Origin of the sequence: Desulfosporosinus sp. OT (assembly GCF_000224515.1) — a bacterium.
Taxonomy (GTDB): domain Bacteria; phylum Bacillota; class Desulfitobacteriia; order Desulfitobacteriales; family Desulfitobacteriaceae; genus Desulfosporosinus.
Map to the genome: position 1 here is coordinate 36,223 of NZ_AGAF01000124.1, position 16,176 is coordinate 52,398.

Annotated in this window: 14 protein-coding genes and 1 riboswitch; of the genes, 3 read left to right on the plus strand and 11 right to left on the minus strand. The window is 42.4% G+C overall.

From position 1 onward, the window contains the following. Positions 1 to 34 precede the first annotated feature (34 nt). A riboswitch (purine riboswitch) is annotated at positions 35 to 136 on the minus strand. Between the two features lie 228 nt (positions 137 to 364). From DOT_RS11565 to DOT_RS11590, 6 genes are all read right to left on the minus strand, one after another. After that, a complete protein-coding gene (locus tag DOT_RS11565) occupies positions 365 to 1,681 on the minus strand; it encodes an HlyD family efflux transporter periplasmic adaptor subunit (protein WP_009618597.1) in 1,317 nt (438 codons plus the stop codon). A gap of 16 nt (positions 1,682 to 1,697) precedes the next feature. Next, positions 1,698 to 4,076 carry an FtsX-like permease family protein gene (locus DOT_RS11570; protein ID WP_009618599.1) on the minus strand — a complete coding sequence of 793 codons (2,379 nt, stop codon included), beginning with the start codon at positions 4,074 to 4,076 and terminating at the stop codon, positions 1,698 to 1,700. Further along, entirely contained in the window at positions 4,070 to 4,774 is a 705-nt protein-coding gene (locus tag DOT_RS11575) for an ABC transporter ATP-binding protein (protein WP_009618601.1), read from the minus strand. Before DOT_RS11575 ends, DOT_RS11570 begins: the two co-directional genes overlap by 7 nt. Before the next feature lie 12 nt (positions 4,775 to 4,786). After that, entirely contained in the window at positions 4,787 to 5,431 is a 645-nt protein-coding gene (locus tag DOT_RS11580; RefSeq protein ID WP_009618603.1) for a TetR/AcrR family transcriptional regulator, read from the minus strand. 199 nt (positions 5,432 to 5,630) lie between these two features. Next, entirely contained in the window at positions 5,631 to 6,281 is a 651-nt protein-coding gene (locus DOT_RS11585) for a TrkA family potassium uptake protein (protein ID WP_009618605.1), read from the minus strand. 13 nt (positions 6,282 to 6,294) lie between these two features. Next, positions 6,295 to 7,632: a TrkH family potassium uptake protein gene (locus tag DOT_RS11590; RefSeq protein WP_192807812.1), complete on the minus strand. Its 1,338-nt coding sequence runs from the start codon at positions 7,630 to 7,632 to the stop codon at positions 6,295 to 6,297. Positions 7,633 to 7,923: 291 nt separating this feature from the next. Here DOT_RS11590 and DOT_RS11595 point away from each other — a divergent pair, with 291 nt between their 5' ends. Genes DOT_RS11595 through DOT_RS11605 form a run of 3 tightly spaced genes read left to right on the plus strand, consistent with a single transcriptional unit; the run spans position 7,924 to position 9,642 of the window. After that, complete coding sequence (locus DOT_RS11595; RefSeq protein ID WP_009618609.1) at positions 7,924 to 8,514, plus strand: sigma-70 family RNA polymerase sigma factor; 591 nt, start codon at positions 7,924 to 7,926, stop codon at positions 8,512 to 8,514. After that, a complete protein-coding gene (locus tag DOT_RS11600) occupies positions 8,471 to 8,944 on the plus strand; it encodes a zf-HC2 domain-containing protein (RefSeq protein ID WP_009618611.1) in 474 nt (157 codons plus the stop codon). Before DOT_RS11595 ends, DOT_RS11600 begins: the two co-directional genes overlap by 44 nt. A 26-nt stretch (positions 8,945 to 8,970) precedes the next feature. Beyond that, complete coding sequence (locus tag DOT_RS11605; RefSeq protein WP_009618613.1) at positions 8,971 to 9,642, plus strand: B-box zinc finger protein; 672 nt, start codon at positions 8,971 to 8,973, stop codon at positions 9,640 to 9,642. Between the two features lie 112 nt (positions 9,643 to 9,754). Here DOT_RS11605 and DOT_RS30420 read toward each other — a convergent pair whose 3' ends face one another. From DOT_RS30420 to bzaD, 5 genes are all read right to left on the minus strand, one after another. Next, positions 9,755 to 9,931, minus strand: a complete 177-nt coding sequence (locus DOT_RS30420; protein WP_009618615.1) for a hypothetical protein — start codon at positions 9,929 to 9,931, stop codon at positions 9,755 to 9,757. Between the two features lie 35 nt (positions 9,932 to 9,966). After that, positions 9,967 to 11,448 (minus strand): putative sulfate exporter family transporter, encoded by a 1,482-nt coding sequence (locus tag DOT_RS11610; RefSeq protein WP_009618617.1) that lies wholly within the window; start codon positions 11,446 to 11,448, stop codon positions 9,967 to 9,969. A 485-nt stretch (positions 11,449 to 11,933) separates the two neighbouring features. Beyond that, the gene (locus DOT_RS11615) at positions 11,934 to 13,115 is read right to left on the minus strand and encodes a pyridoxal phosphate-dependent aminotransferase (RefSeq protein WP_040411944.1); all 1,182 of its coding nucleotides are present in this window, start codon (positions 13,113 to 13,115) and stop codon (positions 11,934 to 11,936) included. A gap of 237 nt (positions 13,116 to 13,352) precedes the next feature. After that, complete coding sequence (locus tag DOT_RS11620) at positions 13,353 to 14,849, minus strand: radical SAM protein (RefSeq protein WP_009618621.1); 1,497 nt, start codon at positions 14,847 to 14,849, stop codon at positions 13,353 to 13,355. Positions 14,850 to 14,853: 4 nt separating this feature from the next. Further along, positions 14,854 to 16,176, minus strand: coding sequence for a B12 lower ligand biosynthesis radical SAM protein BzaD (gene bzaD, locus DOT_RS11625; RefSeq protein WP_009618622.1), 1,323 nt, complete (start codon positions 16,174 to 16,176; stop codon positions 14,854 to 14,856).

Consider the following 16,176-nt stretch of genomic DNA (forward strand, 5'->3'; position numbering starts at 1 on the left):
AATCAAACCTGTACCACTCGGACAATTCACTTGCCCTAGGTACACTTTCGCTCATAGTCAGGCCATTTACGGTAGCCTGGTAGAAACTTGCGGACCATATCTCCGCGGTTATATGAACTCCGTATGAATTTGTTAAATTCATTTTACAAGAAGGATCTGTGAAGGTCAATAGAAAAACCGAACATTAATATATTTCTTGCTTAAAATGTTCGAATTAGGATTTTTAATGCTTGACCCAAACTGTTTCACTTTTTGTTCCCTTTCTTAATATCATTGAATTGGATAACATGATTTTTGACTTCTTCTTTTTGTGACTATCTTTTCCGCTTCTGAAAATTTTATAAATTTATTATGAGTATTGCCCCTAAAGTACCGCTTTAACTCGTTTCCCCTCCTTCAGGTTCGTTAAACTAGTGTCTAAAATTATTACATCTCCTGCTGACAATCCTTGCTCAATGATTACATCGCTGTCATTTTCCAGGCCTTTTTTCACAGGCTGAATTTTAGCTTGACCTTGCTGAAGTACCCAGACAGCATCCCCTTGTTGATACGGGAAAAGGGCTGTTTTAGGGATCAGAAGTTTATTAGGAACTTCCAAAGTAGTAAATTTCACATCCACACTACTCCCTAGGACAACGGCGGGAGATCGATCATCAAGCAGAATCGTGACTTTCACGCGGTTTTCCTTAAGGCCGAGTGGAGAAATCTTCTCAACTGCTGAGGGATCAACCGCTTCAACTTTACCCGTTAAGGATTTATTTCCAACACTGGTAGCTTGAATAACTTGCACTGGACTCTCCACTTTGATGTCGAGGGCATCACTAGCTAGGACAAAGCTCTCTAACTTATAGCCTTTGTTTCCATAGATAGTCATAATCTGCTGGCCAAGTGGAATAACATTTCCTTCTTTTAAAGAAAGATCTTTGACGGAACCATCTTGCAGGGCAACGACCGTGGCTTTGCTAATTTTATCTTCCAGTTGGTCGATTTGTGCCTGCAGAGCATTTTTTTGATTGATATAATATATTTCTGTCCCTTGAGATGACTGATATTGCTCGTTAATCAGCCGGAGACCTTCTTTTTGCTGCTCTAAGAAATTTTCTGCTTTCTCAGAAGCTGTCTGAGCCGCTTCATATTGCACAGCAGAAATTGAACCGGCTTCATACAAAGCTTTCATTCGAGTCAGGTTCAGTTCCTCTGTCTGAGCATCCTTCTCCGCTTGCTCAATAATTAATTTCTGTTGCGCGGCCTGCGCGTCATTAGGGTTTTTGTAGTTCTGCAAGCGTTGACCTTCCAAACTTTGGTATTGAGCCTTGAGGGATTCCAACTGATAGCTCAGGTCACTAGTACTCATCTCCAAGAGTACTTGACCCTTTTGAACCTTATCTCCATTTTTAACCTTGAGAGATTCTAATTTCCCTTCCACAGGGTTAAAGATGGGCCACTCCTGAGCGGCGATAACTTCGCCTTCCTCGGTAAAGCCTTTTGTAAAATCTTTAGGCTGAAGAGTATATACTCCTGCTGACAAAGGCATTGCCTTCGATGCTGCTACAGCAATAATAATGAGGATGGCTAGCCCCCCTGCAATTAAGAACTTTCGCTTCTTGGGGTTCCGAAGATTAAAGTTGTGTAATTTTAACGTTTTAGGTGTTTGATTGAGGGTTGTCTTTTCAATTGTCATCTTTTCATCCTCCTACCTAGTCTCTTGTCGCGAGAATTTCGACAAACGGAAGCGACTTTATCTTCTTGAAAGCCCAGCTTTGGGCTACTATTACGGAAACGGCCGTTCCAACGGCTGCACCAAGTAACGCTACTGGCGGAAGTTCTGCCGGAAGGGAGTACAGGTCATTACTCATGGCTTGAGCCATACCAATTTCCAACCCATAGGCCAAAGGGATACCTAGAAGGATTCCAAATATATACAACGTCCATTGTTCTGAGGTGATTACTCTCAATACCTCTCTCGGAGTCATACCTAAAACACGCAGGGAAGCCAATTCACGTTTTCGTTCAGACAGAGAAATAATACTGGAATTATAGATGAGGGCAAATCCCGTAATTCCGCCGAGAATGGCCAGCAACCAAGTCGTAAACCCGAAGGAATCCATCATTTTTCGAATTTTATCCCCGGTATCTTTAAGGGATTCTATCGAGGTGACATTACTTGCGTTGCGATACTTGCTTTTCATTTGCCCTACTTCAGACTGATCCATTTTCACAAGCATCGATGTGCTAATTTCTCCTTGCCGGAGAAAACGCTGCAGTTCTGTTTCCTCCATAAAGGCATTAAGTCCGACATATTGCGGAACGACACCTTTGACCATCAAATTCTCACCCTTTTGACCTAGTGGGTCTTTCCGCCAAGGACTTTCCACATAAATAGTGTCTCCTGCTTTGACGTTTAAGGAATTAGCTAAATGTTCGGAAAGCAAAATCCCTTGATCAGGCACCTCGATACGTTGCCCGTTTTTATCAAGAATGTTATAGAGAGTAGAATCCTTAGCAAGGCCCATTAACGATACTTCTTTCTTTAACCAACCACTTTTCAAGGTAGCGGGCGCTTCCAATACGGGTTCCACTTTAGAAACTCCTGCTTCGTGGGTAAGAGCAAGCTTTGTGGCACCAGTCGCGGCAGGATGGGTCAAAGATAGTTTAACGTCATAGGTTTGAACCTGTTCCAATTGAACAACCGTTAATAAGTTTGTCATGTTTTGCATTGACCAAGATACCGTCATTAAGCTAAAAACAACGGCAATACCCAGGACATTAAAAATGCTTCTAGTTGGAGTACGAAAAACATCCCGAATTCCCATCTGGGCTTGTGAAGTTAGTCGTTTCCAAAACCAGGTGATTTTCTCCAAACGAGTCTTGTTCGCTGTAACCGGAGCAGGAGGCCTCATCGCTTGAGCTGGTTCTAGATTTAAAATGTCCAGACTCCCTCTGATGCCACTAATCAAGCTGAAGAAAAGCGCGAGCGCCAAACCAATAAGCAGATACTTGAACGAAAATTCGCTTTGAAGTCCCGGCAGAGCAAAGTATTGTTTGTACATTGTGGTTAGAGGGAAGGATAGGGCAACCCCAGATAATCCTCCGAGTAATCCCCCTATCGTTCCAATGAGCAAGGGATAGGTAAGATAATGCCTGATGACCTCTCGATCAGTAAAGCCAAACGCCTTAAGTGTCCCGATGGCAACCCTTTGCTGTTCGATTAGCCGTCTCAACATCGTGTATAGAATGATGGCAGCTACTCCTAAAAAGACCACGGGAAGAGTTTTGGTCATGCTTCTGATATTGGTTATTTCACTTGTCAAAATGGCATTGCTCGTTTGATCCTTACGGGGGACAATACTTTGTAGACCATAGGGTTTCAACTTGGATTGCAGGCTATCTTTAACCGAATCAAAACTTACTCCACTCTTTAGCGTAACCACCAGATCATTGACCTGGCCTTTTTCTTTAACCAGAGCCTTGAGCGAACTTAACGGGACATAAGCAATCCCAAAATCTTCCGGCGAGGGATAAAGGTCTTGAGCCGTTCTCATAATGTAAATAAATTCTGGACTTTGAGCTGTTCCGGTCACATAGAAGGTAGCTTGTTTCCCTTCTAGGATAACTTTGATGCTATCTCCTAATGACAAATGATTCGCTGCAAAAAACTGGGGATCGACGAGAATTTCCGATTGATTATCGTTAGGCAGGTGTCCGGTCAAGAGACGGATTTGGTTGATTTTTGGGGTGTTGGTCATATTAACGGAGACCATTCTCAAATATCGGTTAGAATCTTTCTGTTGGTCTAATAGGCGAACGTCTTTGACAATCCGCCCTTCCGCTTGATCAACTCCGGGTATAAACATGAGAGAATTTACTTTGTTTTCCGGATACCCCGTAACATTAATGAATCCGTCAGCAAAATGTGTTTCACTATAAAAAGCTTGTTGAGCCTTATCCATATTTTCTACGACAATTGACATCGATGTGTAAATCATTAAACCGATGGCAATAACCACGATACAGGCCAGATAGACCCCTTTGTTCTCTTTAATATCTCGCCAAGTCTTTCTTCTGAGCATTACCATGATATTTCCTCCGGCGAAAGTGGTCGCTCATTGACTTTCACGTAATCAAGTAAGCCGTCTTTTAAATAAAAGACTCTGTCCGCCATTTTAGCAATTTCAGCATTATGAGTAATTATCATCACCGTTTTGTGGAATTCACGGTTTAATTTTTGTAACGAAATTAGGACCTGAATGCCTGTTTGAATATCCAAAGCACCTGTCGGTTCATCACAGAGGAGAAGTTCGGGGTTTTTAACGATTGCCCGAGCGATAGCAACCCGTTGTTGCTGACCTCCTGAGAGTTGAGATGGAAAGTGATCCGACCAGGCTTCCAGACCAACTTCACGGAGGACGTCAGAAACGGAGAGTGGATTCTGCGCTATCTCCACGGCCAACTTGACGTTTTCGTAGCTTGTGAGATTAGGCATTAAATTGTAGTTTTGAAAGACAAAGCCCACTTCGTTCCGACGATAAAGGGTAAGCCGCTGCTCGTCAATGGTATGAAGAGGTTGTCCTTTGTAATAAAGCTCGCCGGTTGAAGCCTTGGTCATTCCTCCAATAATATTTAGTAAGGTTGTTTTGCCTGAGCCACTTTGACCCAAGACAACAATGAATTCTCCTTGAAAGATCTGAAAGTCAATCCCTTTTAGGACTTCTACTTCAACTTCACCGGTGTGATAAGACTTGCGGAGATCTTTTCCCTCTAAGAGAACACCCATCCCAAATCCCTCCTATGTTTCATCTCTCAAAGACGAATACATTCCATACTTTAAGATCTCCATATACTCGTTATACTCTTCCATCAACTGATCATAGTTCTGTAATAGTTCTTGCTCCTTCCCCTGATAATTCATCACATATTTATCTCCCAGGGCTTTTAGAAAGAGCATCATAATTTCAATCGCCTTTGCAGGATTAACCCCCCTGCGAAACTTGGAATAATCAATCTCCTGAAAGAACGCAGACATATATTCATTTGAAAGCTGACGATACTTACTATCTATTTCAGTTCGAATATCCTCTTGAGAATTCACCAGAGCCTCTACAATTATCTTGCTCATTTCCGGGTTTTCATGAGTTAATTTAAGCTTGATCACACTCACTTCGCTCAATCTTTGGAAGATATCCTTAGTTTCTTGCAGAGGGTATTGATTGTACGCTTCGACAATAGTCCGGAAGCAATAATCCACGACATAAAGAAATAGCCCTCGCTTGTTCTTAAAATAATGAAACAAAATCCCCTTGGAGATACCTGCCTCCTTTACAATCGTGTTAGTTGAGGCCTGCTCATATCCTTTCTCGGCAAACTCATGGATACAGGCATCCAAAATGTTTTTCTTCTTTGCTTCACTCAGATTTTCAAAATTAGAGTACACATTTTATCTCTCCTTATTGAACTTGCTACTTTACAGATTATCTTGCTAAGTTCTATGACCAAATTATACACTCCATTGACCACATGGTCAATCAATATCCATGTGTCTAGCAGGCTATGTCACTCTCGTGATATACCTAAGTTAAACACAAAAAATAGCCCGCGTTAACGGACTATTAATTAGCATAGTTTTTTCAGCACTAGTCAGGCAATTTGGAAAGCGCTTTTTTATTACAAACAACAACCAAAATGTCTTTATCTTCAACTACAGCATCTGCACCAGGAGCAATAATAATCTGATCTGCTCCTTTTTTAATCGCCACCACATTGATTTTATAGACCGCTCTTAAATCTAACTCGCCAAGTGTTCTATTGACAAAGCGTGCAGAAGCAATAATCTCAAAAATACTATAGTCTAAGGACAACTCTATGAAATCCATAACATTCGTTCGAATTAAGTTATTGGCAAGGCGAATGCCCATATCTTGTTCCGGATAAATAATTTTGTCCGCGCCGATTTTCTCCAATACTTTGCCGTGTAGGCTCGATTGGGCCTTAGTAACAACATAGGGGATTCCCATTTCTTTGAGCATAAGAGTAATCAGGATATTCGCCTCGAGATCATCTCCGATTGCTACAATCGCTACATCAAAATTTCGTACACCTAGGGCCCGGAGTGTCTCTTCGTCACGTGCATCAGCCTGGACTGCTTGGGTCACATCATGCATTATGACCTGAACGGCGTGTTCGTTCTTATCCATTGCTAGGACATCATGTCCTAATACATTGAGGGTTTTGGCTACACTTGTCCCGAATCGACCTAATCCAATCACCACAAATTGTTTGCGCACGGATTTGTCCCCCTTAACCAATCATGATTCGTTCATCCGGATATTTAATATGGTCTGCTCCATTATGTCTTTTCTGAGAAAGCACAAATGCCAAAGTCAGCGGCCCGACGCGCCCAATAAACATGGTTAAAATGATTGCCATTTTTCCGATTTCAGAAAGAATGGGCGTTATTCCCAGCGAAAGACCCACTGTCCCAAAGGCAGAAGTCACTTCGAAAAGAACGGTCAGTAAATCCACCCTTTCAGTCAGTGAAAGGATCGAGATTATTATAAAGATTAAGAAGGCTGCCGAAGTCGTGATAGCCCACGCTTTTTGGATAACATCTTTAGGTAAGGTCCGTCCCTTTAAAACAACATGCGGCTGACTACGATAAGTACTCAATACAGATAATATAATCGATATGAAAGTCGTTGTCTTAATTCCTCCTCCGGCTGAACCGGGAGAGGCTCCAACAAACATAAGTCCAATCATAGAGAGTAGCGTTGTTTCATGCATGCCCGCAATGTTTATGGTGTTAAATCCAGCTGTCCGTGGAGAGACCGATTGAAAAAGGGCTGCTAAGACCTTTGTCCCCAGAGGGAGCGGGCCCAAGGTCTTGGGATTTGCATATTCAATAGCAAAAATTATTACTGCTCCCACTAAAATAAGAATTGCGGATACCTGCACAACGATTTTCGTATGTAATTTAATCGTTCTCCCCTTATTGCCCAGAAGATCGGCTAAAACGATAAAACCCAAGCCTCCACAGATAATCAAGAGCATTATCGTTATGTTTACGATAGGGTCACCAACGTAACCCGTCAGACTAGAAAAATTCCCAAAAAGATCAAAACCTGCATTATTGAACGCTGAAACCGAGTGGAAGATACCATAATAAAGAGCTTTACTAAAACCGAAATCGAAGGACCAGCGTATCGTTAGGATCAGGGCACCAATTGCTTCAATTGCAAAGGAAATCTGGATGACTGACCTAAATAGTCGCACAATACCTTCGACTGAAACGTGATTTAAAGCCTCTTGCAGCAATAAACGTTCCTTAAATGTAATCCTTTTTTTCAGAATGAAGGCAAACATCGTGGCAAAGGTCATAAAACCAAGCCCACCCACTTGGATCATCAACATAATGACTACTTGACCAAAACCCGTGAAGGTTGTCGCTGTATCGACGACCACTAAGCCCGTAACACAAACTGCTGAAGTTGCCGTAAAAAGCGCATTTAAGAAAGATAAACCCCGCCCATCGTGTGTTGCCAGGGGTAAGGTGAGTAGCAGCGCTCCAAATAGGATGACCATAGCAAAACCTAAAACCAAAACTCGCGATGGGGTCATTAGTTTTCCTAATGCATTCAAGCCCTTTTCCTCCACGACTTTATTCGAGCAAAAAATATTATATCATACAAACACTACCCCTACGCGACATCCAGCATAGAAAATGACTATCGCTGGGACACATCCTATTTTGTCCGGTTTGAGTTTATCTATGACCTAAATCATCTGACCTTTTGATTTTTGTCATCATGATGACTGGCAGATAACATCCCGTTGAAAGCAGTTCAACGAGATGTTATGTTTTTATTTCGTAGTTGACGTATAATCCAACTAAGGTTACGTCTAAAGAGTAGTAAAGGCGGTGAACGGTATTTGCATGATGACGAAATAATTAGAAGCATCCTCCAAGGAAACGGCGAACGATATGACGATATCGTAGAGCGCTATCAGACTGGATTATACCGGACCGCCTATTACTACACCCAGAATATCGAAGATGCCCGGGATCTCACTCAAGAAATCCTCATCAAAGCCTATAACTACCTTGCCGGATTCAATCAGGTTTCCTCTTTTTCTACTTGGCTTTATCGGATTGCCGTAAACCATTGTATCGATTGGTGCCGAAAGAAAAAGCCACTTTATGTTGAGGCTGCTTATTTGGATAACCTAAGCGATCAGGAGCGAAGCCCAGAAGATCAGCTTCTACAGCAAGAATTAACTTCAGAAGTGCAAGCGGCGGTTGCCTGTCTGCCTGAAATCTACAGCACCGTGCTTATCTTATATTATTTTGAGGACTTCAGCCCCCAACAGATCGCCGAGATCGTGGACGCACCCAAAAGGACGGTAGAGACTCGGTTGTTCCGGGCCCGTAAAATGCTTAGAGATAAACTCCATTCAGGATCGTCAGGAGGTGAAGGCTATGACTTGTTACCGAAGCCAAAACAGCTGGCACAGCTACGTTAAGAATAGTCTAGATGAAGCAGAACTGCACGAAATGACTGCCCATCTCTTGCTCTGCTCTGAGTGCCGAAGCCTTGTTTCAGCCATCCGAGAAACAGCTGGTACCTTCGCCAACGATCGAGTGATCCTCACACCCCCTTTAGAAATCAAACTTAATGTAATGATGGCTATCGATAAACATAAGTACAAGAAAAGCACTAGCTCCTCTCACCTCTTTGAGTTAAAGAACTGGGGACTAAGCATGCTCGCAGCAGGACTTCTTCTTTTTGCCCTCAATTTAACTTCATTAGTTTCTCCTTTAGCGAGCAATCATGTCACCGATTTAAATACCGTTCTGGGCAAGCAAATGGCCCTCCCCTTCCACAAAATGAGCCAGGTGACTCAAGCTGTCCTTAGAGAGATCGACTCGTTTACGACATATCAACCAAAATAGAAAATGATTATAAGGAGGATTACCTGATGAATTGTAACTATCATTCGACCCAGGAAGCAAAAGCTATTTGCGAGAAGTGCAAACAGCCTATTTGTCCCGAATGCACGATTAATGTCGACGATAAAACGATCTGCCGCCCTTGCATTCAAAAGACTCTAACTGCCAACCCCGTTATGATCCCTAAGAAAACCTTCCTCGAGAAATTCCTGTTCTTTTGTTACAGTCTGATTCCTGGAGCAGCCCACATGCATATGGGGCTTTTCCGCCGAGGTCTCCAGTTTATGCTCGTCACCTTCGGTGGCGCATCCCTTATCAGTTTTATGGGGTTAGATTTTTTGATTCCATTAGTATTGATACCTACCTGGTTTTTTAGCTTTTTTGAGAGCTACCACTTGAAAAATCAACTGGACAAAGGGCAACGCATAAGTGACCAGGATCTCTTTGCTCATCAATTACTTGATTATACTCCACTCCTTAAGAACCGCCGCCTAATTGGGTCCGTCATTACAGTAATCGGCTTGATTAGCCTTATCCATGAATTAGACAGAAGTTCTTTTATTAATCGCCTGTTCGGAAATTATTATTACTTGCTTAGAGGCAGTTTAGTTCCACTCTGCCTAATAATGGGTGGTATATACTTGATTATTAAGGCGAAAATACCCAAGGAAACAATCTCGAATAGCTCTGAGCAAGAGTGACTGCCCACCCAAGGAACGAAAACAAACCCACTGGATTATACATTTATATCCAGTGGGTTTGTTTAAGGTTTAAGCCTCATTCAAATTTTTATTACCATTGATCATGCTTTCTTTACTTAAATACCCCAAAGGATACGATAAAGATCGCTAGTAATATCAAACCTAACCCTAAACTGAAGGAGATAAGCTTTTTCTCAATAGGTAGCAAGTCATACCATTCATCAGCTTCGAGCTCAGGCTGGGCATTTACTATAAACGGTCCAGCTTTACCGAGTTGCTCTTTTGCCATATTCAAAACCTCCTTACCAAGTTTCTCCTACTGAGCTAGCCGCCAACTATCGGTGGTGTAATGCCATGGTAGAAAAGCCAGGAAACAAAGAGACCAATCCAGAGAATAAAACCAAATAGACAGACAACATATACTCCCACAATACGACTCATGCCAGCTGCCCAAAGCTTGCGAACGTTCGTTACTAAACCAATAGAGAAGAAACATAACGCAAAGAAGAATGTCCGTAAAGCGTTTGCCTGGTCAGATCCTACGGTCGCGGTTTTTACAATACTAGGATTCTTTAAGCCCATTATCAGCAGAATCAGAAAAGTTAAAGCAAAACCTATGACAAATTTAGGAAAACGTTCCCAGATCTCACCCGCTGAAACCTTACTTCCTGCTTTTGAGGTTTTTGATTTATCAATTCTAAAAACAGACCAGATGACCGCCAAAATGAATGCCCATATACCAATAAATACATCGATAAAGACTTTAGTAGTAGTGGCTGCCATCAGAATCCAGCCTTCTTGCCAATTGATACCTAGTTCTTTTAAGGCCTTAGCTCGGATCAACGAATCAGTGATCGCCCCACTAGCAACAGCCCCACCATCGCTCTTCACGGCTAAGCCCATCCAAGCTCCAGCCACCATTGGTTCGCGAAATAGCCAGCACTGAGCAAGCCAAGGTAAAAAGAGCAATTCAACAGCTACAAAGACAATAATGACTGCAGACAAAACAACGGGAATCATTTGACGGGCACGAATTGCTCCGCCAGTAGCTATCGCTGCCGCAACCCCACAGATAGAGATACCTGACGCCAAAGGGGCAGCCCATTCCGGTGTGAATTTAAAGTATCTGCGCGCAATAAAGTAGACTATCGGCCAATAAATTAAGTACGCCTCAACCACAGCGCAAAGTCCCCGGATAATCACTGTGCTTGCCAAACCCAGAGCACCAACTGTCTTAATACCAATGGCGGCTCCCAATATTACAATGCCGGTTTTAATAAACCATTCCGGCTTAGCAGCCTCTTCCAAAAACTTCGCAAAACCAAGAAAAAAGTTTCCTATGATTAGACCGATGATCATAGCAAAAACAAAGCCCATCTCTCCCAGGCTCAACGACCAGGGTATTTTAAGGCTAGCTTGTTTATCGGGGGTAGCAGCAATGAAAGCATTATTACCCAAGACTAGGCAGCCAAAGGTAATCCAGTAAATAATACTAAAGCCGACGAGGTATTTGAATGGCTTTGCTCCCATAGCTACCGCGCCGATAGTCGTAATCACTAGCAAGAATAGATACGTTAACAAGGCTGCATTAATGCCCGACATACTTTGAAAGCTTTTGGACACTGGAGCCAGAGCTTTGGATGAATCGATCCAAACATTGAATTTGACCACCCAACCAAGCAGGTCTATCCCAATAACGGGACCCAGGCTTAGTAAAAAGACGAATAACCCAAGCCAGACCGCCCACCAGTCTTCACTTTTGAGCATTGACTTTTTCTGAAAAAGCTCATCATCTTCTGAGATCATGTTTTCACCTTCCTGCAATTAATTTTCAGACACGTTAAACTTAGGCAATTTTCACACCACCTCCTTACCATTTTCTATTCTTTATTTGCTAGAAATATCACAAGAATATTCAGGTATCATTATTACAAGGATTCATGAGATATTGGGAAGCCTTCTTTTTTCATTTATTTGAGTTTTATACTTATACAATTTACACGCCAAATTATCCTTTGATATAACGTGGACCCATTACTGTATGTTGTATTCTGATAAAAGTATAATGCTCGTACAATGTCGAAGTCCTAAGAAAAGTGCTGAGATAATATGGAATTTAGTGTTAGAATTTATCGTATTATTATGAGGCGCCTATAATAAGGATACCGCCTAAATGGTTGGGCCATTTCCTTGTTCAGTTAAGTTACCTAAACAACAAAGAACCTTTTCCTATCAATTTCAGGAAAAGGTTCTTTGTACACTATAACTTTATTTTATTAATAAGAATGTCATTAAACTTCTTCTATTAAAGCTTTAAAGGCCGGCAATGCTTTCTCAATCGTTTTATAAGCAACACAATAAGCAATTCGAACGTAACCAGGACAACCAAAGGCCGTGCCCGTGACAATGAGAATATTTTTCTTCTTGGCCAGGTTGCAGAATTCAACATCATTCTCAATCGGAGTTTTCACAAACAAATAAAAAGCGCCTTCGGGTTTAATACATTCGTAGCCATAGGATGAGAGTCCATTAAAAAGAAGTTCTCGATTCTTATTATAGGTATCAATATCTACCTTGGCATTTAAGCACTTGGCAACGACGCGCTGAAATAACGACGGCGCATTGACATAACCTAAAATACGATTGGCAATATTTGCTGCTGAAATAATATTTTCATAGTCTGCAGCCTGATCCGAAATCACTAAATAGCCAATTCTTTCACCGGGTAACGACAAAGATTTGCTGAAAGAATACCCGATTATCGTATTCGCATAATATTTTGTTAGATATGGGACTTCAACATTATCATAAGCAAGTTCTCGATAGGGTTCATCCGAAACAAGATAAATATCTGTGCCAAATTCCTTTTGCTTCTCGCTCAGAATTTCAGAAAGCTTGATGATGGTTTCTTCCGAATAGACAACCCCTGTAGGATTATTGGGAGAATTGATGATCACTGCTTTTGTTTTAGGGGTGATTTTCGCCTTGAATTCCTCCAGATTAGGCTGGAAATCAACCGTATTGGGGGAGACTATTACCAACTCACCCTCATAGTTTTTCACATAGTTTCTGTACTCTCCGAAAAACGGTGCGAAAGTAATGACCTCATCCTGAGGGTTAAGTAACGTTTTGAAAATAACATTTAAGCCACCTGCTGCGCCAACGGTCATAAGAATGTTTTTTTGGGTAAAAGCAGTACCGAATTTATCATTGATGGACTTGGCGATTGTAGCTCTTACTTCTTCATAACCCGAATTATTCATATACCCATGAATACTCATAGGATGTTCGGTGTTTAAAATCTCTAAGATTGCCTTATTTATTTCCTCAGGAGGTTCAACATTGGGGTTCCCAATGCTAAAATCAAATACATTTTCCGCTCCGTGAATTTCGGCCAACCTTTTTCCTTCCTCAAACATGGCTCGAATAACAGAACTGCTTTTTACCTGCTCTTGCATTTTAATAGATATCATGGCACTCAACCTTTCTTCTATAACTTTATATTTGCAGCTCAGACCAATCTTCTGATGTTATAAAACCCCTATGTAATTTGCACAATGGAAATCATATACATTATACCATAACTCGCAATTCTTTTTGTAATAAGCAGAAAATGTTCACAATTGCGACTTTGCCACAGGGTGATTTACGCAAGAAAAAACCGCTACACCTGCCTCGATTATTTCGAGAAGGTGGAGCGGTTATGACACTCATGCCAAAATCTTATTAATCTCTTTTTCAGTCGTTCTAACTAGAGTTTCTACCTGTTCCTCCGTAAAATGTCCCCCGGCCTCCATCGTTGTTAATGTATTCTCAAATAAAGTGACCAACACACTATTTATTTTTGTATATCGCTCTTGGGCATTCTCGGGTTCCGCAACCTGCCCTCCCCAAATTCCTGACATAATGTCAAAAAGGAAGTTCGTAGTTTGCCTCATGATCATGGCTAAAACCGCTACTTTAGGATCCCTAAGCGTCACGATACTTTCATAAGTTGATGCTTGGACTTCCAGACGCCCAGCGGCTTTCAGATCTCGGTGAGCCCTCGTTCCTTTTAAGACAATTAAATGATGGTAAAGTACATTAGCAGTAATAGAAAGGTCTTTTACTAGGTCATTGCGCTTCAAAAATTCAAAGTTGACCCGGATATCTTCTAAGAATGAATCAGGCTCAAACATGATAAACCCAACACTCGGCTCGATCCCATATTTGCGGAGGATACGGATAGCCTTCTCGTTCTGGGCAACCGTCGTCAGTTTATTAATCCTCTGCAGCGAACGGTCACTGCCACTCTCAAGTCCAATAAGAATATTGTTCAGACCAGCTTCCACCAACGCCTTAACAGTATCATCATGGATATCATTTACCCGAGCCTCAATGCCAAACTTAACGTTTCTGGATTTAATCAAGGCCGCCAAATGCAATGCCCGTCGCTGGCCCCTTTCACCGGGACCAAAAAAATTAGGATCAGTAAAATAAAACGACTTGATTTGATGTCTAGCAATTAATTCATCAATTTCCGCTATGATATTTTCGGGAGTTCGTCCACGCCACTGCGAACCCTGTCCATAAAAAGGGTTGATATAGCAAAAAGTACACCCACCATAACATCCCCTACTTCCCTGCAGGTTTATTTCTGGCAAACGGAACAGGGCTTTCGTTCGCACGGGAAAAGGAAGGGCGTCTAGATCACCTATTAGTTCGCGTCGCATGGCAACAATTGTACCTGAATCATCCCGCTGGGCCAGACCAAGCATGTTTTCTAGGCAATCTTCGCAACTAACAGCTTTGACTAGCTGGGCAAAGGTTAGTTCCGGTTCACCTAGGACCACAGAATCAATGTCCGGGCACTGTAACAACACGTCTTCAAAGTCTGTGGTTGGATAATACCCGTAAGCCGTAATATAAGAAGCAAGCCGCTCAGCTTTAACCTTATGGAGAAAATCATATAAAACCATGTCCGTCTGCCAATGGTAAACCATATGAACTCCTATTATTTCCGGCTCAAATACCTTTACTCTGCGTTCAATTTCCTGGTAATCGAGTCCCTCCAAGAATCCTTCAATAACTTCTACCTCATGCCCCTCACTGATAAGCATTCCTGCAGTATAACCAGAAAGGAGGCAGGAGGCCAGAGGAGTATTGGCAATGTCGTTACACCGTTCCGAACGGATGGTCCGCGGGTGCTCTAATAACAGTATCTTCATCTCGCTACTCAACTCCCTGCCACATAAACACGTTTCTGCACTGCTGAATTGTTTCCAGTTTGTATCGGAAAGCACTAAACGGTTTCGGGTTATAATAGGTCGGATAGAGCAGATCCGTCTCTGAGTCGATTACCCCTTGCGCCCTAGCTATTTTTTCGATCTTCGTTCCTGGTAAAATTCGAATATTATTCAAGATAATCGTTCCCAGATTCTTTTTCTTGCTGTGCATTTCATAAAGCCGTTCAACAAACTGAATACTTTTTTCACAGGTCTTTTCCGTCTCTCCAGGTACATTAACCATAAAATGATAAACACTAACCACGTCGGTTTGAGCGACGAGACTTGCTGCTTTTAAAATTTGCGCCTCGCTCAGGTTTTTGCCCAAGACGTCCAGTGATTCCTGACATAGACCGTCGGGGGAGAAGGAAAAACATTCACACCCAGCCCGTTCGTATAAAGCAACATTCTTGTCATTGAGCTGATCTTCCCGCAGGAATCCGTCCCACCGAACTTTAAGTTTTCTGCGCAGTAGCTCCTCACAGATTGCCTCGAGATGACCGTGAGGAACGTTGAGTACAGGGTCGGTAAAGTGAAAACTCTGAATCCCATAGTCCTTATGCAAGAGTTCCATTTCGTCCACGACAGCCGTGGTTGGTCGGCACCGCAATCGCTTCCCCTGAAGTTGAGGATAGACACAATAGGCGCAGTTCAGCGCACATCCCCGTTTGGCCTCAATCCCAATCGTTGGAACATAGTTGTTAATCCCCTGATAAAGCGCAGGGTCCAGTAAAAGCCTATTTGCTGGAACATAGTTGGCCATATCAAAATTCGTGGCGGGCGGTGAAACATGCACTCTCGACCCCTCTCGCCGGCAAAGCCCGGGCATTGGGGGGGGATCATTGATAGAACTAAGAAGAGCTGGGAAGGATACTTCTGCTTCTCCGACAATGCCATAATCCAGTTCCGGTAGTTCGAGCATCAGCCGTTCTGGAAAAAGGGAAAAACCTGTACCACCAACAATTAGCTTAGCTTGAGGCAAAACGGTGGCAATAAAGCGAACCGTGACAATAAAGGGTGCAATAAGCGAGCTGGTTTTATTGCCTAAGGGATCAATATTGCGCAAGGATAAACCAATGGCCTCCGGTTGGAACGTCAAAAGTTTCTCCTTCAGCACTCCGAAAGGATCTCGTTCCAAGTTCATGTCCAGGATATCTATCTCATGACCATGGCCTTGCAGGTGACCAGCAAGAAGAACAATTCCGATTGGATAGACTCGTTCCTGAGATATTTCTTCAACTGAAGGGGTTTGGATCATTAGAACACGCAC